The organism is Acidovorax sp., from assembly GCF_046314175.1.
Taxonomy (GTDB): Bacteria; Pseudomonadota; Gammaproteobacteria; order Burkholderiales; family Burkholderiaceae_C; genus Acidovorax.
In genome coordinates, this window is record NZ_JBKBXG010000102.1 from 1 (window position 1) to 17,465 (window position 17,465).

Annotated in this window: 14 protein-coding genes, 1 other RNA gene and 1 pseudogene; 8 read left to right on the forward strand and 8 right to left on the reverse strand. The window is 64.2% G+C overall.

Annotated features, from left to right (window positions below):
- The 3 genes and pseudogenes from ACK4OE_RS21880 to ACK4OE_RS21890 form a co-directional block, all read right to left on the reverse strand.
- A pseudogene (locus ACK4OE_RS21880) lies at positions 1-340 on the reverse strand (RNA polymerase-binding protein DksA); the annotation flags it as partial.
- A 202-nt stretch (positions 341-542) separates the two neighbouring features.
- The gene (locus tag ACK4OE_RS21885; RefSeq protein ID WP_409888060.1) at positions 543-1,616 is read right to left on the reverse strand and encodes a CobW family GTP-binding protein; all 1,074 of its coding nucleotides are present in this window, start codon (positions 1,614-1,616) and stop codon (positions 543-545) included.
- A 130-nt stretch (positions 1,617-1,746) separates the two neighbouring features.
- A complete protein-coding gene (locus tag ACK4OE_RS21890) occupies positions 1,747-2,991 on the reverse strand; it encodes a class I SAM-dependent rRNA methyltransferase (protein WP_409888062.1) in 1,245 nt (414 codons plus the stop codon).
- 164 nt (positions 2,992-3,155) lie between these two features.
- On the opposite strand from ACK4OE_RS21890, the gene ACK4OE_RS21895 reads away from it, so the two are divergent.
- Both ACK4OE_RS21895 and ACK4OE_RS21900 read left to right on the forward strand, forming a co-directional pair.
- Positions 3,156-3,689: a chemotaxis protein CheW gene (locus ACK4OE_RS21895; RefSeq protein WP_409888064.1), complete on the forward strand. Its 534-nt coding sequence runs from the start codon at positions 3,156-3,158 to the stop codon at positions 3,687-3,689.
- A gap of 29 nt (positions 3,690-3,718) precedes the next feature.
- Positions 3,719-5,332 carry a methyl-accepting chemotaxis protein gene (locus ACK4OE_RS21900; protein WP_409888066.1) on the forward strand — a complete coding sequence of 538 codons (1,614 nt, stop codon included), beginning with the start codon at positions 3,719-3,721 and terminating at the stop codon, positions 5,330-5,332.
- Positions 5,333-5,347: 15 nt separating this feature from the next.
- Here ACK4OE_RS21900 and ACK4OE_RS21905 read toward each other — a convergent pair whose 3' ends face one another.
- The 3 genes from ACK4OE_RS21905 to dapF are packed head-to-tail and all read right to left on the reverse strand — an operon-like array spanning position 5,348 to position 7,954.
- Positions 5,348-6,331, reverse strand: a complete 984-nt coding sequence (locus ACK4OE_RS21905; RefSeq protein ID WP_409888068.1) for a tyrosine recombinase XerC — start codon at positions 6,329-6,331, stop codon at positions 5,348-5,350.
- A 43-nt stretch (positions 6,332-6,374) separates the two neighbouring features.
- Positions 6,375-7,064, reverse strand: a complete 690-nt coding sequence (locus ACK4OE_RS21910; protein ID WP_409888070.1) for a DUF484 family protein — start codon at positions 7,062-7,064, stop codon at positions 6,375-6,377.
- Positions 7,061-7,954 carry a diaminopimelate epimerase gene (dapF, locus tag ACK4OE_RS21915; protein ID WP_409888072.1) on the reverse strand — a complete coding sequence of 298 codons (894 nt, stop codon included), beginning with the start codon at positions 7,952-7,954 and terminating at the stop codon, positions 7,061-7,063. The genes ACK4OE_RS21910 and dapF overlap by 4 nt, the downstream gene beginning before the upstream one ends.
- Before the next feature lie 113 nt (positions 7,955-8,067).
- On the opposite strand from dapF, the gene ACK4OE_RS21920 reads away from it, so the two are divergent.
- The 6 genes from ACK4OE_RS21920 to ACK4OE_RS21945 all read left to right on the forward strand — a co-directional run bounded on the left by ACK4OE_RS21920 (position 8,068) and on the right by ACK4OE_RS21945 (position 14,763).
- Positions 8,068-8,772: a glutathione S-transferase N-terminal domain-containing protein gene (locus ACK4OE_RS21920; RefSeq protein WP_409888074.1), complete on the forward strand. Its 705-nt coding sequence runs from the start codon at positions 8,068-8,070 to the stop codon at positions 8,770-8,772.
- A gap of 36 nt (positions 8,773-8,808) precedes the next feature.
- A complete protein-coding gene (locus tag ACK4OE_RS21925) occupies positions 8,809-10,506 on the forward strand; it encodes an MBL fold metallo-hydrolase (RefSeq protein ID WP_409888076.1) in 1,698 nt (565 codons plus the stop codon).
- A gap of 173 nt (positions 10,507-10,679) precedes the next feature.
- On the forward strand, positions 10,680-11,468 hold the full coding sequence (locus tag ACK4OE_RS21930) for an rRNA pseudouridine synthase (RefSeq protein WP_409888078.1): 789 nt from the start codon (positions 10,680-10,682) through the stop codon (positions 11,466-11,468).
- Between the two features lie 253 nt (positions 11,469-11,721).
- Positions 11,722-12,987 (forward strand): YjgN family protein, encoded by a 1,266-nt coding sequence (locus ACK4OE_RS21935; protein ID WP_409888080.1) that lies wholly within the window; start codon positions 11,722-11,724, stop codon positions 12,985-12,987.
- A 2-nt stretch (positions 12,988-12,989) separates the two neighbouring features.
- The gene (locus ACK4OE_RS21940; protein WP_409888082.1) at positions 12,990-14,240 is read left to right on the forward strand and encodes a M48 family metallopeptidase; all 1,251 of its coding nucleotides are present in this window, start codon (positions 12,990-12,992) and stop codon (positions 14,238-14,240) included.
- Positions 14,241-14,361: 121 nt separating this feature from the next.
- Positions 14,362-14,763 (forward strand): hypothetical protein, encoded by a 402-nt coding sequence (locus tag ACK4OE_RS21945; protein ID WP_409888084.1) that lies wholly within the window; start codon positions 14,362-14,364, stop codon positions 14,761-14,763.
- A gap of 54 nt (positions 14,764-14,817) precedes the next feature.
- Here the strand turns inward: ACK4OE_RS21945 and rnpB are convergent.
- Together rnpB and rtcR are read right to left on the reverse strand one after the other, a co-directional pair.
- Positions 14,818-15,253, reverse strand: an RNA gene (gene rnpB / locus ACK4OE_RS21950) — RNase P RNA component class A.
- A 10-nt stretch (positions 15,254-15,263) separates the two neighbouring features.
- Positions 15,264-16,898 carry an RNA repair transcriptional activator RtcR gene (gene rtcR / locus ACK4OE_RS21955; protein ID WP_409888086.1) on the reverse strand — a complete coding sequence of 545 codons (1,635 nt, stop codon included), beginning with the start codon at positions 16,896-16,898 and terminating at the stop codon, positions 15,264-15,266.
- Positions 16,899-17,465 lie beyond the last annotated feature (567 nt).

Consider the following 17,465-nt stretch of genomic DNA (forward strand, 5'->3'; position numbering starts at 1 on the left):
TTATCGCAGCCGTAAATGTCGGGTGCGCTTGCGCAGTCGTGGGCATGGTGTGTAGATAACTGGCTTTGGCAGCGGTCGAGGCCACTGCCTGGGCCATGGATGGTACGGTCAATTGGGCCAATCGGGAAGAAGGCCGGGTTGTGCGCACGGGTACCTGCGAGCCAGCTTGCAGGACCTGCGCCGCAGCGGGTGCCGCGACGGCTGGGGCGGGGGCTGCGGCCGCCTTGGGGGCTGCAGTAGCCTTGGCAGCAGCTTTGGGTGCCGCTGGGGCGGCGGCGTTTTTAGCCGCGGCAGGGGTGGCCTTGATGGCTCCCTTGGGTTTGCTGGTGTCGGCTTTCACTTCCTGGTCTCCTCGCAATACGGGCGGGCCCTAGCTGCTTTCGCGGCCAAGGGCGGGTGGCAAGCCTTCCGGGGTCTGGAACCTGTTCCCAGGTTCTTGCCGGGGCGCGATTGTATCGACCTGGGCTGACGCAAACGAAAACGTTGCAGATACAACACAAACCCGTGGAAAAGTCCATGCCACCTGTCGGCGCCAGTGCACCTTATACAAGGCTTTGTTCCAACCCCTGCAGAAAGATGTCCTTGGGCAAGTCAATACCAATGAAGACCATCTTACTGGTGCGGACCTCGCCCTCGGCCCACTGCGGCCCCAGATCGCTGCCCATCAGCTGATGCACACCCTGGAAGATCACCTTGCGCTCGGTCCCCTTCATATTGAGAACACCCTTGTAGCGCAGCATGCGCGGGCCATAAATATTGACAATCGCACCCAGAAAGTCTTCGAGCTTGGCGGGATCGAACGGCCGGTCGGAGCGGTAGACAAAACTCTTGACGTCGTCATCATGGTGATGGTGGTGCCCGTGGCCGCCATCGCCGTGCTTGTGCGAGGGGTGGTCGCAGTGCTCGCCATCCGCGTGATCGTGGTGGTCATGGCCATGATCATGGTCGTGTGCGTCTTCTTCCTTGAGGAAGTCCGGGTCGATGTCCAGCTTGGCATTGAGGTTGAAGCCCCGCAGGTCCAGCACCTCCTTGAGAGGTACTTCGCCGAAATGCACCGCCTTGATCGGCGCGCGCGGGTTCATGTGCTTCAAACGATGGATCAGCGCATCTGTCTCTTCCTGAGACACCAGGTCGGTCTTGGACAGGAAGATCTGGTCCGCAAACCCCACCTGGCGGCGCGCCTCCTGGCGGTCGTTCAGTTGCTGCGGGGCATGTTTGGCATCTACCAAAGTGATGATGGAGTCGATCAGGTAGGTCTCGGCGATCTCTTCGTCCATGAAGAAGGTCTGCGCCACCGGGCCAGGGTCGGCCACGCCGGTGGTTTCGATCACGATGCGCTCAAAGTCCAGCAGGCCCTTGCGCTTTTTGGCCGCCAGCAGCTGCAGCGTCTCGCGCAGGTCTTCGCGGATGGTGCAGCAGATGCAGCCGTTGCTCATTTGCACGATCTGCTCTTTCGTCTCGGTCACCAGAATCTCGTTGTCGATGTTCTCTTCGCCGAATTCGTTTTCGATCACGGCGATCTTCTGGCCGTGGGCCTCGCTCAGCAGGCGCTTGAGCAGCGTCGTTTTGCCAGAGCCCAAAAAGCCGGTGAGGATGGTGACGGGGATCAATGCCATAAGTCTGTCTTTCAATCGGATCAATACATACGCAGCGGACAAGGTCCGCAAAGCGCAGTGCCCCACGGGGGGAGCGGTGTGTTTTTTCAGTGTACCGAGGCTGTCAAGCCCCTGCAGGGGAGCAGACGGTTCACCCCTTGCGCATCACCACCAGGCCCTTGAGGTACTCGCCCTCCGGAAACTCCAAAGTCATCGGGTGGTCGGGCGCGCCGCCCAGGCGCTCCAGGATATAGCCGTCCACGCCCGCATCGGCCCCGGCAGAAGCGACGATTTTGTGGAACAGGTCGGCGCTGATGCCGCCGGAGCACGAAAAGGTGAACAGCACCCCGCCCGGCGTCAGTAGCTGCAGCGCCAGCCGGTTGATGTCCTTGTAGGCCCGCGCGGCGCGGTCGGCGTGCGCTGCGGTGGGTGCGAACTTGGGCGGGTCGAGCACGATGGCGTCAAAGCGCTGGCCTTCTTTCAGAAACTGGCGCAGTGAAGCGTTCACATCGGCATCCATGAAGCTTGCGCGGTTCAAGTCGAAGCCGTTGAGCGCCAAGTGGGCGCGGGCGCGCTCCAGGGCGGGGCCCGACGAGTCGATGGACGTCACATGCCCATCCACCTGCCCATGGGCCGCTGCGCCCGCCGCCCGCATGCCCGCCAGTGCCGCCACGCTGAAGCCGCCGGTGTAGCAAAAACAGTTGAGCACGTGCTTGAAACCCAGGCGCTGAGCGTAGTCGGCAAAACGCTTGCGGCTGTCGCGCTGGTCTAAATAGAAGCCCGTCTTGTGACCCTCGGCGATGTTGAGCGTCAGGCGCCACTGGTGTTCGTGGATGGACAACTCCAGCGGCGGCGGTGCATCACCCGCCTGCGCTGGCTCCCCGCCGCGCAGCCAGCCGGTGGCGGGCTCCAGGCCTTCCAGCGCGCGCACGCTGGCGTCCGAGCGTTCATACAGCTTGGTCAGGCCCGTCTCGCGCAGCAGGGCGTCGGCTATCACGTCCTTCCAGCGCTCGGTGCCCGCGCTGGTGAACTGCGCCACCAGTGTGTCGCCATAGCGGTCCACGATGAGCCCGGGCAGACCATCGGATTCGCCGTGCACCAGGCGCACGCCGTCACTTTGCACGTCAAAACGGGCCCTGGCGATGATGGAACGTGCGCAAGCAGCTATAAAAAATGGAGCATCAATGCGCTGCGCCTCGTCAAAACTCCACACCCGCGCGCGGATGCGCGAGCTGGGGCTGTAGGCGGCCCAGGCCAGAAACTGGCCTTCGTGCGACTCCACGCGCACGGTCTCGCCGCTGTCGCCACCGCCCTTGGCGATGGCCGATTCAAAGATCCAGGGGTGGCGGCGCAAGAGCGAGCGCTCTTTGCCAGGGCGGAGACGGAGGATTTTCATGCCCCGGATTGTGCGGGCTCATCAGCGCCTGCCGGTGCACGGCGGATCAAAAACCCGGGTGGATACGTGCAGCTCCGCCATCTTTAAAACTGCACATTTGACAAATATGATTACAAAATCGTAGAATTGAAGAAATTATCATATTTATCGAAAAGGATCTGTCGATGACAACCACCAACGGTCACCCGGCTAAAACCACCTCCCGCATGGTCTCCGCCCCCGGCACCCACACCGCAGTGCTGACGGACATTCGTGAGTTTCTGACGTTCAAGATCGGCAACGAAGAATACGGCGTGGACATCCTGCGGGTGCAGGAGATTCGCTCGTACGAAAAGCCCACCACCATCGCCAACGCACCGTCAGACCTCAAGGGCATGGTCAATCTGCGCGGCGTGATCGTTCCCATCATCGACCTGCGGCTGAAGCTGGGGTTGACCACCGTGCAGTACGACCACCTCACCGTGGTGATCGTGCTCAACATCGGCCAGCGCGTGGTGGGGGTGGTGGTGGACGGCGTGTCCGACGTGCTCACGCTGGAGCGCGAGCAATTGCGCCCCGTCCCTGAACTGCGCGGCAACTTCGACCCCGAGCACCTTCTGGCGATTGGCTCCGTGGGCAAACGCATGCTGATCTTGCTGGACATCGAAAAATTTCTTGCCAATTCGGTGGAAAGCAACGCCACCGCAACCAGCCACTGACCGCTTGCGTGACTACAAGGATTTTGACCATGAACTTCAACGACCTGAAGATCTCTACGCGCCTCACCCTGGGCTTTGGCCTGATGAGCGTTCTCATCGGCGTCATGGGTGCCATGTCGATGGCGCTCGCCAATCGCGCTGACAACGCCTTTCACTCCATCATTGACGACCGCTTCCCCAAGGTGCTGAACCTGCATGTCGTGAAGGAAGACGTGATTGCCGTAGAACTGGCTTTGACGCAGATTCTGGTGGACGCTAGCGAGCAAAACGTACAGCTGCAGCAAGCCGTTGTGAACGCCAAGCGCGAAGAAATCACCCAGCTGTTTGACACACTGGGCAAACAGATCACATCCGCCAAGGGCACTGCCGCGCTGGCAGAGACCTTGCGCGCCCGCACCGAATACGCCGCCCAGCTGCGCAACTACTCACAACTTGCCAGCGCTGGAAACATGGGCGAAGCCAAAGCCGTTTTGACCGGGGCAATGGTTGCACCACGCAAAGCCTATTTTCAAGCGCTCGATGCACTGATCCAATACCAGGAAGGACTGGCAAAGGCATCGCAATCAGACGCCGTGGCGGCGGTATCCACCATGAACACGTTTGTGTTGTCCCTCACCGCATTGGCCTTGGTAGCGGCCGCCGTGATCGGCCTGCGCATCGTTCGGTCCACCACCGTTCCCCTGAGCCAAGCTGTCAATGCTGCCCGTGCCGTTGCCGCCGGGGATCTGAGCCTGGCCATCAGCTACCGCGGCACCAATGAAACCGCTCAACTGCTGAAGGCCCTACAGGAGATGCAGCAATCGCTCGTACATCTCGTGAGCCAGGTGCACAACAACAGCGACAACGTGTCCAGCGCATCCGCTGAAATTGCCCAGGGCAACAATGACCTTTCTGCGCGCACCGAGCAGCAAGCCAGTGCGTTGCAGGAAACCGCTGCATCGATGGAGCAACTGAACACCGCCGTGCGCAACAACGCTGACAACGCGAGGCAAGCCGACAAACTTGCACGCACGGCCTGCAAAGTGGCTACCCAGGGCGGTGACGTGGTGGCAGAAGTCGTGCACACCATGAAAGGCATCAACGACAGCTCAAGGCGCATCGCCGACATCATCGGCGTGATCGATTCGATTGCATTCCAAACCAACATCCTCGCGCTTAATGCGGCGGTGGAAGCAGCTCGCGCTGGAGAACAAGGGCGCGGCTTTGCCGTCGTGGCGACGGAAGTCCGTGTTCTTGCAAGCCGCTCTGCAGAGGCATCCCGCGAAATCAAGAGCCTGATCGGAGCCAGCGTGGAGCGCGTGGAAGCGGGAACGACACTGGTGGACCGTGCGGGCCGCACGATGACTGAAGTCGTCGCGTCCATTCAGCGGGTAACAGACATCATGGGCGAGATCAGCGCCGCGAGCACCGAACAAAGCCAAGGCGTTGACCAGATCAACGAGGCCGTGACGCAGCTGGATCAGACCACCCAGCAAAACGCTGCGCTGGTAGAAGAAATGGCTGCAGCGGCCAGCAGTCTCAACTCCCAGGCACGCGATCTGGTGGCCACTGTCGCATCGTTCAAGCTGCCCAACCTGCTCCCACAGAATCTGGCCCTGGGCCACAACGCCCCGCGCGCGCTGCTGGGCCACAGCGCAGCCTGACTCTCTACCAGCGCATCAGGACTTCTTGCGCGCCCGTGGGTGGGCCGCGTCGTACACCTTGGCCAGGTGCTGAAAGTCAAGCCGCGTGTAGACCTGCGTGGTGGTGATGTTGGCGTGGCCCAGCAGCTCCTGCACCGCACGCAGGTCGCCGCTGCTTTGCAGCAGGTGGCTGGCGAACGAGTGGCGCAGCATGTGCGGGTGCACGGGCGTTGTCAGCCCGGCCTGCTGGCTGCGCTGGCGCAGGCGCAGCCAGATGGACTGCGCCGTGAGCCGGGCGCCCCGCTGGCCCACGAACAGCGCCGTGTCCAGCCGCGCAGAACCGGCCCCTCCAAACGGCGTGGGCCGCAGTGCCAGCCAGGCCTGCAGCGCTGTGGTGGCCGCGCTGCCCACTGGCACGCTGCGGCGCTTGCTGCCTTTGCCAAACACATGGGCCTCACCCGCTTGCAGATCGATCCAGCCACGGCCCAGGCGTTGGGTGTCGGCATTGGGGGTCGCATCGAGCCCGGCCAGCTCGCCCACGCGCAGGCCACAGCCATACAGCAGCTCAACCATGGCGGCGTCGCGCGCCTCCAGCCAGGGGTCGGCGCCGGTGTTGTCGAATTCGGCCAGGCGCACGGCATCGTCAACCCCCAGCGCCTTGGGCAGGGGCTTGGGCGCCTTGGGCGCACGAACGTCCTGCACGGGGTTGTGCGGAATCAGCCCCTGCCGCCCCGCCCAGGTAAAGAACCCGCGCCAGCCCGACAGGATGAGCGCAATGCCCCGCCCACTGCGCCCGCCGCTGTGCATCTGCGCCACAAAACGGCGAATGTGCGCGGTCTGCAGCTGCAGCAGCGGCACGCCGACGCCTGCCGCAAACTGCGCGAGCTTTTCAAGGTCTAGCGTGTAGAGCGTGAGCGTGCGCGCCGCCAGCCGCTTTTCGACGCGCACATGCTCCAGGTAGCGCAGGACGTGCGGGTCGAGCGTTTCGAGCGTGGTGGCCGTGGTGGGCGTGTCAGACATTTGCCGTGGCCAAGCCGCCGCCGTGTTGGTGCTGCCTCGCGGGCTACTTCAGCCGCAGCAGCGCGGCGCTGGCGAGTTCTGCCATGCGCGACAGAAATTCGGTGCCCATCGTGGCGTCAAAGCGCTGCGGGTCGTGCGAGCCCAGCACCAGCAGGCCAAAGGCGGGCGTGGCGCTGTCGATGGCGCCTGCGCGCAGCGGCAGCAGGGCCAGCGACTGGGCGGGTGCGCCCGCTTCGTTGGCCAGCCAAGCGGCGGGCTCAAAGCCCAGGTTGGGGCCACAGAAAGGCATGGTCAGCGATGAGGCGAAGGCGCGGGCGTCTTCGCTGGCGCCTTGGGTGAAGTCAGCGTCGATGTATGGCGCGGCCACTTCCCACACACGCACCGCTGCCTGGGGCACGTCGAACAAGGTGCGCACACCATCGACCACGGCCTGGGGCAGGTCGAACGGGTCGCGCACCTGCAGCAGGCTGCCGGTCCACTGGTGCACCTTGTTGGCAATGGCAGCGTTTTCGGTGCTGTTGCGCACCATTTCCATGATGCGCTGCTCCAGGCCCTTGATCTTTTCGCGCAGCATCTCGGCCTGGCGCTCTTGCAGGCTCACGGCGCGGGCGCCGTGGGGGCTGGTGATCTGAACGGTGGCCAGCACCTCGGCATGGCGCTCGAAAAAGCCCGGCGTGTTGGTTAGAAACTGGACGATGTCGTCTTCGGTGATCGGCGGGATGTGGTTAGTCATACGAGAGTGTCAGGAATGTCGATCTGGCCTTCGAACACCGTGGTGGCGGGGCCGGTCATGAAAACGGAATCAGTGTCCGCACCGCTCCAGGCAATGGTGAGGCGGCCACCGCGCGTGTCTACGTGCGCCTCGTTGTCGAGCAGGCCCAGGCGGATGCCAGCCGCCACCGCCGCACAGGCGCCCGTGCCGCAGGCCAGGGTTTCGCCCACGCCGCGCTCAAACACGCGCAGCCGCACATGGGTGCGGTCCACGATCTGTAAAAAGCCGGCGTTCACGCGCTGCGGGAACCGCACGTGGTTTTCGATCTGCGGGCCGGTCTCCAGCACGGGAGCGGTGTCTACATCGTCGACCAGCTGCACAGCGTGGGGGTTGCCCATGGAGACAACCGCTATTAAAATAGTAGCTGTCAGCGCTTTACTATCAAGCGCCAGAGGCCATTTTTGCCCTAAACCTTGCTCTACGGCGCTCAAACCGGTGGCATCAAACGGCACCTGGGCAGGCGTGAACTGCGGGCGGCCCATGTCTACCGTGACACGTCCATCAGGCGTGAGGCGAGGGGCGATCACGCCGCCTTTGGTCTGCACGCGAATGGTGTCTTTGCCCGACAACCCCTTGTCGTGCACAAAGCGCGCAAAGCAGCGGGCGCCGTTGCCGCACTGCTCTACCTCTCCGCCGTCGGCGTTGTGGATCACGTATTCAAAGTCGATGCCTTCGGCCGCTGCATCAGTGCTGGGGGGCCGGACGGTCAGGATCTGGTCTGCGCCCACACCGAAGTGGCGATCTGCCAGGAAGCGGTATTGGGCCGTGCTCAGCCCCAGGCGGCCTTGGGTTTCGTCGAGCACCACGAAATCGTTGCCCGCGCCCTGCATTTTGGTGAAGCGAATCTGCATCCGCCGGATTATCGTCGTTGGGCTGCCAATAACCTCGGGCAGCGCCGGTTTCATGGGTGCACTAGGCTTGCACCCTTTCGCGCCACAAAGCCGCTACTGGCCAGGAGTCTTGAATGCCCGATCTTTCTGCCTTCGCCATCACCCGCAAATGGCCCGCCCAGCACCCCGACCGCCTCCAGCTGTATTCGCTGCCCACGCCCAATGGCGTAAAGGTGTCGATTGCGCTCGAAGAACTGGGCCTGCCGTACGAGCCGCACCTGGTGAGCTTTGACACCAACGACCAGACCTCGCCCGAGTTCCTGTCGCTCAACCCCAACAACAAGATCCCGGCCATCCTCGACCCCAACGGCCCAGGCGGCCAGCCGCTGGCGCTGTTCGAATCCGGCGCCATCCTGCTGTACCTGGCCGACAAGACCGGCCAGCTTATTCCGAAAGACCCCGCCGCGCGCTACGAAACCATTCAGTGGGTGATGTGGCAGATGGGCGGCGTGGGCCCCATGTTTGGCCAGCTCGGCTTCTTTCACAAGTTTGCGGGCAAGGACTATGAAGACAAGCGCCCGCGCGACCGCTACGTGGCCGAGTCCAAACGCCTGCTGGGCGTGCTGAACCAGCGCCTGGCGGGCCGACAGTGGGTGATGGGCGACCAGTACACCATTGCCGACATCGCCATCTGGCCGTGGGTGCGCAACCTGATTGGTTTTTATGGCGCGGGTGACCTGGTGGAGTTTGGCCAGTTCACCGAGGTACAGCGCGTGCTGGATGTCTTTGTGGCCCGTCCGGCGGTTGCCAAGGGTTTAAACATCCCCGCGCGGGGCTGAGTGGACCGCGTAGGGGCGCACCTTGATAATGGCCTGATGCCCCGCATCAGCCAACAACTCCACCCCCACCGCGAACCCGTTGCCACCCGCCTTGCCGCCACCGTGCTGCTGCTGCGCGATGCTGCGGGCGATGGAACGCTGGAGGTGCTGATGACCCGGCGCTCGCCCCATGCAAGTTTTGCCCCCGGCGCCTATGTGTTCCCCGGCGGCGGCATCGACGCACTGGACGCTGATCCCGTCACACACGCAGCCGCCGACCGCCGCGCCACGCAAAGCGATGTGCACCTGACCCAGGCCATTGCCGCCATCCGCGAGAGTTTTGAAGAGCTGGGCGTGCTGCTGGCCCGCCATGCCGACGGCCCCCGGATGGGGTTGATGGCCGACGCGCAGGACATTGCCGCCATCGACCGCCACCAGCCGTTTGCCGCGCAGTGCGCCGCGCGCGGACTGCGCCTGGCGGCTGACGGGGTGTACCTGCTGGCCCACTGGACGGCCGACCGCGACCTGGCGCGCCGCTTCGAGGTGCCCTTCCTCGTGGCGCGCATGCCTGAAGGCCAGGAGCCCGTGGCCGACGAGGCCGAGCAGTTCGAACCCGTGTGGGTGCGTCCGGCCGACGCGCTGGCGCGGCACGAGGCGGGGCAGTTTTTCATGATCTTCCCCACCATCCGCACGCTGCAGCGCCTCGCCAAGTTCGCCAGCACCCAGGCCGTGCTGGACGCCGTGGCGCACGAACAGCCCCTGTGGGAGAGCTGCCCGCGCGCGGGCACGCTGGCGGGCAAGGAAGCGCGTTACATGGAAGACGAAATGCCGTTTGGCGAACTGGCCCTGGTGTGCCCCGACGGGCAGATCGTGCACACGCTGGACTGGCAGACCGAGCGCCCCGTACCCCTGCTGCGCAACGTGCAGCGCCTGACCGCCCCCAACCCCGGCGTGATGACCGGCCCTGGCACCAACAGCTACCTGGTGGGCGACCCGGCCACCGGCTTCATCGCCATCGACCCCGGCCCCGCCGATGCCGAACACCTGGACAAGCTGTGGCGCGCAGCGGGTGGAGACATCCGCATGATCGTATGCACCCATTCGCACCCTGACCACGCGCCGGGCGCCGCACCGCTGCAAGCACTGTGCGTGCAGGCGGGCAAGGCCAGCCCCCCCATCCTGGGCCTGCCATCTGCGCCCACGGCACGCGCAGCCAGCGAGTTTGCGCCGGATATTTCGCTACAAAATAATGAGCTATTAGCGCTTACTGGACAAGCGCTAGAAGGCAAAATCACCCATACTTTGCAGGTGATTCACACCCCCGGCCACGCGGCCAACCACCTGTGCCTGCTGCTGGTGGAAGACGCCCTGCTGTTCAGCGGCGACCACATCCTGAACGGCAGCACCACGGTGGTGGACCCGCCTGATGGCAACATGGCCGACTATCTGGATTCACTGGACAAGCTCGATGACGTGTGCGCCGAACATGGCGTGGAGTTCATCCTGCCCGCGCACGGCTATGTGCTGGGTGGGCCAGTGCATACGGCACGCAGCGCCATCGCCAAGCTCAAGGCCCACCGCCTGGCCCGCGAGGCCAAGGTGCTGGCCGCCATGCAGGCGCTGCCCCAAGGCACCATTCAGGAGTGGGTACAGCGCGCGTATGACGACGTGCCGCCGCGCATGTGGCCCGTGGCGCAGCGCTCGCTGCTGGCGCATGTCGAGCGCATCCGTTCGCAGCAGCCCGGGAACAATTGATGCCCCCTGAGGCGCTACGCACCTTCCCCCTCAAGGGGACGCCACCAGTGGCCCGGCGAAGCCGGTTCCACGGTGGCACTGGCATGCGGCAGCGCCCGTTTTGAAGGCAACGCCGACAATCACGCATTTGCCCCTTCGATTCCCACACGGCAAATGCCTTCCTTCCTCCCCCTATGACCGACAAGAACCCCGACCCCACCCACATCCGACTGGCCAAACGGGTGGCCGAACAACTGAACTGCTCACGCAGCACGGCCGAGCAATTCGTGGAAGGCGGTTTTGTGAGCGTGGACGGCCAAGTGGTGGAAGCCCCCGGCGCGCGCGTGCGCCCGGACCAGACTGTGACGGTTGCGAAAGACGCGAGCCTGCTGGAGCTGACGCCGGTCACCCTGTTGCTGCACAAGCCTGCCGGTTTTGAAGCCGGACTGGGTCAGCCAGCCCAAGGTGGTGCGGCCCACGCCAGCCGCAGCCAGGGAGCCACCCCGGCCACTTCGCTGCTGGATGTCGCGTCCCATCTGGCCGAGGACGCCTCGGGCATCCGTGTGCTGCAGCGCCACTTCAAGCAGCTCGAATGCTTCACGCCACTGCCCACCGAGGCCAGCGGCCTAGTGGTCTATACGCAAGACAAGCGCATCGCGCGCAAGCTGGCCGAAGACATCGAGTCGCTGGAGCAGGAATGCATCGTCGAGGTCGAGGGGGACATCGCCCCCAACGGCCTGCAGCGCCTGAGCCACGGCCTCACCTTCAACGGCCGCGCGCTGCCGCCCATCAAGGTCAGCTGGCAAAACGAGACCAAACTGCGCTTTGCGCTCAAGGGCATTCGCCCCGGGCAGATCCCGGCCATGTGCGATGCGGTGGGCCTGTCGGTGGTGGCCATTAAGCGCATCCGCATTGGGCGGGTGCCACTGGCCAAGGTGCCTGAGGGGCAGTGGCGGTATCTGCAGCCATGGGAGAAGTTTTAACCCCCCTGAGTCGCTTCGCGCCTTCCCCCCCCGTGGGGGGACGCACCCGGTGGCCTGGCAGAGCCAGTTCCACGGGTGCGCTGGCGGTGCCGCGCCCACTGCTGAAGGCGGGATCAGAAGAAGCTACGCCGAAACGAAAGCTATTAAAAACATAGCTGCTAGCGCTTATTGGTAAAGCGCTAGAGGCCAATTTGTCTTTAAACATTCCTCCGTATTCCGCTGCTACACTGCGCGGCAAACAAGGAGGGAGTTCATGAGCCAAGTTCCATCAGACCGAGACAGCGCGGCGGGGCCGATGTCCACATTCATGCCGCAGAACATCGACGCGTATCCGCTCGAGTTCACCGGCAGCGGGGGCGAGTACTTTCGGGTGTGGATCGTCAACGTGTTGCTCAGCATCATCACGCTGGGCATCTACACACCCTGGGCACGGCGCCGCACGGCGCAGTATTTCTATAGCCACACAATGGTGGCTGGCAGCCCCCTCGAATTCACCGCGCAGCAGCGCAAGATGGTGATGGGCTTTGTGCTGCTGATGCTTATCACCATTGCCTACAACATTGCGGCCAATACCGGGCAAGACACGGCCGTCGGCCTGTTCCTGCTGGCGGGCGCCGTGCTGGCGCCGTTCATCTGGGGCAGCGCCATGCGCTTTCGCCTGGGGGCCACGCGGTGGCGTGGTCTGCGGCTGCAGTTCACGGCCAGCTGGAAAGAGGTCTACGTCGCCAGCTGGCCTGTGTTTGCGCTGGCGCTGGTGTGGTTTGGCGTGTTTTTTGGCTTGCAGATGCTGTCGCCTGAACTGGCTGGCGCGCTGCAAGAGGCGGAAGAAGAAACCAAACGCAAGCTGCCCACGTTCACGCCCGCCATGGGCGGTCTGATCGTGCTGGGCCTGGTGCTGACCGTGCTGTGTTTCATTCGCCTTGAATACAACTTCAAGAGCCTGCTGGTGCTGAAGGCCCAGGTGGGTGCCGAGCGTGGCCGCTGGAAGCCGGTGTACATGGACTTCGTCAAGATCTGGCTGGCCACCGTGCTGGTGTTCATCCTGTGTGTGGTGGCCCTGTCGCTCATCGGCACATTGTTGGCCGGGGGCTCCGTAGCACTGGTAGCGGGGCTGGGCAACCGGCTCGGGCTGTGGATCATCGTGTTGATCGTGGGAGCCATCGTGGGCGGGTTCTTCCTGCTGTTCCTGGCCTCTGCACCCGCCCGCGCGTACCGCGAGGCCCGCATGTTCCGGCTCATGTGGGACAACATTGGTGTGAGCCATGTCGCGCGCTTCAAGTGCCACCTGCCCACCGGGGGCTACGTGTGGCTGCGCATCAAGAACATGGTCCTCACCCTGATCACGCTCGGTCTCTACCGGCCTTTTGCGCGGGTCAGCGAATACCGCATGAAGCTCGAATCCGTCACCTTGCATGTCAAGGGCGGTGTGGAGCAGGTCGCAGGTGCCATGGTGCGCCAGCAGCAAGGCGGGCTGGGCGATGCAATGGCCGACGCCGCCGGCCTCGACCTTATCGGCTGAGCATGAACGCACCGCAGCACGCTGCCCTCGTCCCTGGGCGCTGGTTCGATGGGCTGAGCAGCAAGGCCCAGCCCGTGATGGTGAGCCTGCAGCCCACGCCGCGGGGCCCGTCGCTGGTGCTGCACCCGCTCATGCAGCCGGGGGCCGCGCCGGTCACCTTTGCGTACAAGGACGTGGGCTGGCCCGAGGCCTGGAACGAGCGCCGCCCTCAGGTGCGTGTGGTGGTGGACCTGCGCGACCACGGCAGCCTGGAGATCGACGCGGTGGCCGAATGGCGCGCCGCACTGGCTGAGGCGGGCGAACGCCCCGGCATTGCCCAGCGCATGCAGACCCGCTGGACTGTGTTGCTGGGCGTGGCCGTGGCGGCTGTCGTCGGCCTTACCCTGTTCTACCGCTATGGCACTCCCTGGGCCGCGACGCAGATCACGCGGTTTGTGCCCCTGGCCTGGGAGACCAGCGTGGCCGAGAACGTCTTGAAGCAGATGGACGAAGGCACCCTGAAACCCAGCAAGCTCCCGCCGGAGCGGCAAGCACAGTTAAAAGCCCGGTTCGACGCCCTGGTGCAACAAACCCCCAGCACCCTGCACCGCTACCCCCGCTACCAGCCACCGCTCACGCTGGAGTTCCGATCCGGCATGGGCGCCAACGCCTTTGCGTTGCCCGGCGGCAAAGTGGTGATGACCGACGGCATCGTCAAAGCCGCCGCCGAAAAAGGGCTGTCCGATGACGCACTGGTGGGCGTGCTCGCGCACGAGATCGGCCACGTGGTGTACCGCCACACCACCCGCATGGTGGTGGAGCAAGGCGTGCTGAACATGGGCATGGGCTTGGCCCTGGGCGACGTGTCGGGCATCGTGTCCACCAGTGCGTCGGTGCTGACCGGCCTGGCCTACAGCCGCAGCCACGAACGCGAGGCCGACTGCTTCGCCATCGCCCTCATGAACCACACTGCCCTGCCTACCGCGCCCATGGGCAAACTGCTGCTGGCCATTGCGCGCGACGAAGAAGAACGCGAAAAGAGCGAGGAGCAGGAAGAAAAGGACAAGAAGGCGGCGAAGAAAGACGCAGCCGCCTCAGCGCCAGACAGCCAAGCCAGCGCCAGCGCCCCAGCGCCCGCCCACCGCAAACGCAAGCCCGGCGCCAACGACGGGCCCGAGCACGCGGTGTGGTCGCTTCTGAGCAGTCACCCAGAAACTGTTCAGCGTGCGACAGAGCTGGAAAAGGGGCATGCGCCGCATTGCGCTAAACCGTGATCACAGTGCTGCGAGCACTTCTGCCAACTGTCCGCAGCACCTTAGCCATTCACTACGCTTCGCACGAAGCTGCAGTGCGAACAACAAAAAAATGAAACCGTCACCCCCACGAAGCCGCCGCGTGGCAATGGTCTTGATAGTCAGTCTGCAGGTTGTAGCCGCCACTGCGAGCTGGGCGCAGACAGACCGCACGCCGGGCGACCCTGAGGCCACCCGCAAAGCACTCACAGCGTTGCTCGCCGCCGCCAACGACCCCATTCCACGCACCTCGTCCTGCCACGAAGGCCAGGGCGCATACGGCCAGACGGGACCTGCCACCGTGAAAGACTTGCTGGCCATGCGCATGGCGTACCTCTACGCGGGCTCCAACGTGGTCGAAGGCCGCTGCGAGCAGCAGCAGCATAAATGCACGGTGTCGATCCGGCACGCAGCAGGAGAAGACGTGGCATCTGCGTCCATCACCTTCGCGGTGAAAGCCGGTAAGGCCCAAGTCGCCACGCTGCAGTGCCTGGTCACGCCCTGACGGGAGTTTGCTGGGTCGGTTGTGTCGGGGAACCCAACAGCGGAAAAATCAATAGTGTGAAGCGCGCCGATAAGCCGGATTCTGTGCACCACGGTTGCCCGCAGTGTGACCGCCATTAATCTGGGCCGGGTGTCGCCACCACGGCTCGGTGCTACCTACCCGCCAACTCTGCGGAACCACATCAACGTTGGCCTACTTGGTATTGCTGCGCGTAGAGATTGCCCGTTTCACCCAAGTCGCGTTCCGCGCCTTGGGTGGCTATGGGGCCTCAGGCTTGCGCCTGAGCGTCTGGCTTGCGCCAGCCGGTGCCAGCTTGCGCTGGCCCCCCATAGAACACCCTTGGTGGCTGAAAACGACCTGACTCGTCTCTGTTGCTCTAATCCTCACCTCACGGTGGGCAGCCGTTAGCTGCTACGCTGTCCTGTGCAGTCCGGACGTTCCTCCAGTGCCTGGTTTCCCAGATTGCACCAGCGGCGGTCTGGCGCGCTTCACGGGGTGGATTATCGCCCAGCGCCTGAGGCACGATCCCAGTCCAGGCCAAAACGCGCAAGGTATTTGCGTAGCCGGTCTGCGTCGTTGACCACGGTGCGCTGCGCGCGCGAGGCCTGGAACAGCAGGCGCCCCGCGTCGGACAAGGTGCGGGCCTGGCGGCACATCTGCAGCACCGCCGCCAGTTGCAGTTGGTCGAACAGGTCCATCGCCTCCACCGCTTCTTCGCCCAGCAGGGCCGCGAGATCGTCCCGGCTCACCGCGCCGGGCGTGGACGCCAACCCATTGCGCGCATCGCTGGCGGGTTGCCACAGCCAGCGCAGGCGGGCCATTTCGGCCTCGACCAAGGGCAGGCCGATGCGGCCGCTGTCGGCTAGCGTGGCCAGGCGCGTCACGCTGGCAGAGAGGTCGCGGAAGTTGCCAGTCCACAGCGCCTCGGGCGACTGGGCATAGCGCAGGTAGGCGGCGCGCGCCTCGTTGGAAAAGCGCACGCTGCGGCCCAGCTCGGCACCTGCGCGGGCCAGTTGGTGGTCCACATTGGGCTCGATGTCTTCTGGCCGCTGAGCCAGGCCGGGCAGCACATAGCTCCAGAGGTTGATGCGCGCGTAAAGGTCTTCGCGAAACCGCCCGGCCGCCACTTCGGTGCGCAGGTCGCGGTTGGTACCGGCGATCAGCTCGAAGTCGCTGGCCACCTCGCGGTCGCTGCCCATGGGGTAGAAGCGCTTTTCCTCCACCGCCTTGAGCAGCATGGCCTGCTCGTCCAGGCCCAGCTCGCCGATTTCGTCGAGAAACAGCACGCCCTTGTGCGCCGTGCGCAGCAGGCCCGCACGGTCTGCCGCCGCGCCGGTGAAGGCGCCCTTTTTGTGGCCGAACAGCGTGGACGCTGCGCCATCGCCATGCAGCGTGGCGCAGTTCACTTCCACGAACTCGCCTTCGACCTGGTGACGCGATTTTTTCAGCTCGAACATGCGCCGCGCGAGGTGCGACTTGCCCGCGCCCGTAGGCCCCGTGAACAGGATGGGCGCACGCGAGCGCACCGCCACGCGCTCCACCTCGTCGATCAGCGCATTGAAGCGTGCGTTGCGCGTGGCGATGCCGCTTTTGAGGAAGTCCACCGCATCGCGCTGCTCGGCGCCAAAACGTTGGGCGATCACGTCGTAGCGCGAGAGGTCCAGATCAATGAGCGCGTAGCTTCCCGGGTCGCCCGCCTGCTGGCGCTTGGGAGGCGAGGTCTGCGCCAACACGCCCGGTATACGGCGCGACTCCACCAGCAAGAACAAGCAGATCTGTGCAACGTGGGTGCCGGTGGTGATGTGGGTCCAGTATTCCTCGCGCTCGGTGTCAAAGCGGTAGGCCTGCGCCCAGTCAAAGAGCTTGGCGTACACCTCGCCAAAGTCCCACGGGTCGGCAATGGGCAGGGGCACCAGGTTCACCGTGGTCTCGGGGGATGCAGTTTCGATGTCTTTGCAAACCTGTTGCGCCAGGTCGTTGTGCGGGGGCGTGTAGAGCAGTTCCAGCCGCTCGATCACCACGTCCTCATGCTGCACCAGCGATACGGTGGGGCGCCACTTCTCCCACCGCCCCGCGCCCCGGCCGGAGTCGAGCTGGGTGCCGAGGAAACCGATCACGACTTTGTTTTTGTGCATTCTGTTTATCTATTTAACTAGCTTTCATTCTAGTTAACTCAGTATTCAAGCAGTGCCTCATTCAATGCCTCAGAAAATTTTTCTATACAGATCAATGACTTGAGAAATTTCTAGCCGCAAACCACGAGCTGGCACGCATCTGGCAATAGATAAGACATCCAGCGCAAGCGGTGACCGCTCACAGGCCGGGGTTAGGACCAACGTTCGCCCCGCCGGTGCAGGGAATCCGGGCTCCCAAGGCCTTGTCGATTCCCCGCATGCCGCACTCCGCAAACGCTGGATAACGGCAAGGTCGTGGTGACGCCTCGCGAGAGGACGTGCCGGGTTCGACTCCCGGCTTGCCACCACTGGTAGCTCAGTCTGGTAGAGCCCCCCGAAAGGGGTTGTCGCAGGTTCGATTCCTGCCCACGGCCGCAAGGCCAGCACTTGGAAGTAACGGTCGAAAGACCACCCGCCGAACGCGGGGAGTTGTCCCAGGGTTGCGCTTCCTTTGGACGCAACCGCAAGGCAAGACCCCGTCAGCCGGTGGCGGTTTGTGCCAGCACCCGGCACAGCCCGCGCCCGCAG

Coding starts and splice junctions, on each gene's coding strand:
- ACK4OE_RS21885 (WP_409888060.1), bottom strand. CDS start 1,616: ATGGCATTGATCCCCGTCACCATCCTCACCGGCTTTTTGGGCTCTGGC.
- ACK4OE_RS21890 (WP_409888062.1), bottom strand. CDS start 2,991: ATGAAAATCCTCCGTCTCCGCCCTGGCAAAGAGCGCTCGCTCTTGCGC.
- ACK4OE_RS21895 (WP_409888064.1), top strand. CDS start 3,156: ATGACAACCACCAACGGTCACCCGGCTAAAACCACCTCCCGCATGGTC.
- ACK4OE_RS21900 (WP_409888066.1), top strand. CDS start 3,719: ATGAACTTCAACGACCTGAAGATCTCTACGCGCCTCACCCTGGGCTTT.
- ACK4OE_RS21905 (WP_409888068.1), bottom strand. CDS start 6,331: ATGTCTGACACGCCCACCACGGCCACCACGCTCGAAACGCTCGACCCG.
- ACK4OE_RS21910 (WP_409888070.1), bottom strand. CDS start 7,064: ATGACTAACCACATCCCGCCGATCACCGAAGACGACATCGTCCAGTTT.
- dapF (WP_409888072.1), bottom strand. CDS start 7,954: ATGCAGATTCGCTTCACCAAAATGCAGGGCGCGGGCAACGATTTCGTG.
- ACK4OE_RS21920 (WP_409888074.1), top strand. CDS start 8,068: ATGCCCGATCTTTCTGCCTTCGCCATCACCCGCAAATGGCCCGCCCAG.
- ACK4OE_RS21925 (WP_409888076.1), top strand. CDS start 8,809: ATGCCCCGCATCAGCCAACAACTCCACCCCCACCGCGAACCCGTTGCC.
- ACK4OE_RS21930 (WP_409888078.1), top strand. CDS start 10,680: ATGACCGACAAGAACCCCGACCCCACCCACATCCGACTGGCCAAACGG.
- ACK4OE_RS21935 (WP_409888080.1), top strand. CDS start 11,722: ATGAGCCAAGTTCCATCAGACCGAGACAGCGCGGCGGGGCCGATGTCC.
- ACK4OE_RS21940 (WP_409888082.1), top strand. CDS start 12,990: ATGAACGCACCGCAGCACGCTGCCCTCGTCCCTGGGCGCTGGTTCGAT.
- rtcR (WP_409888086.1), bottom strand. CDS start 16,898: ATGCACAAAAACAAAGTCGTGATCGGTTTCCTCGGCACCCAGCTCGAC.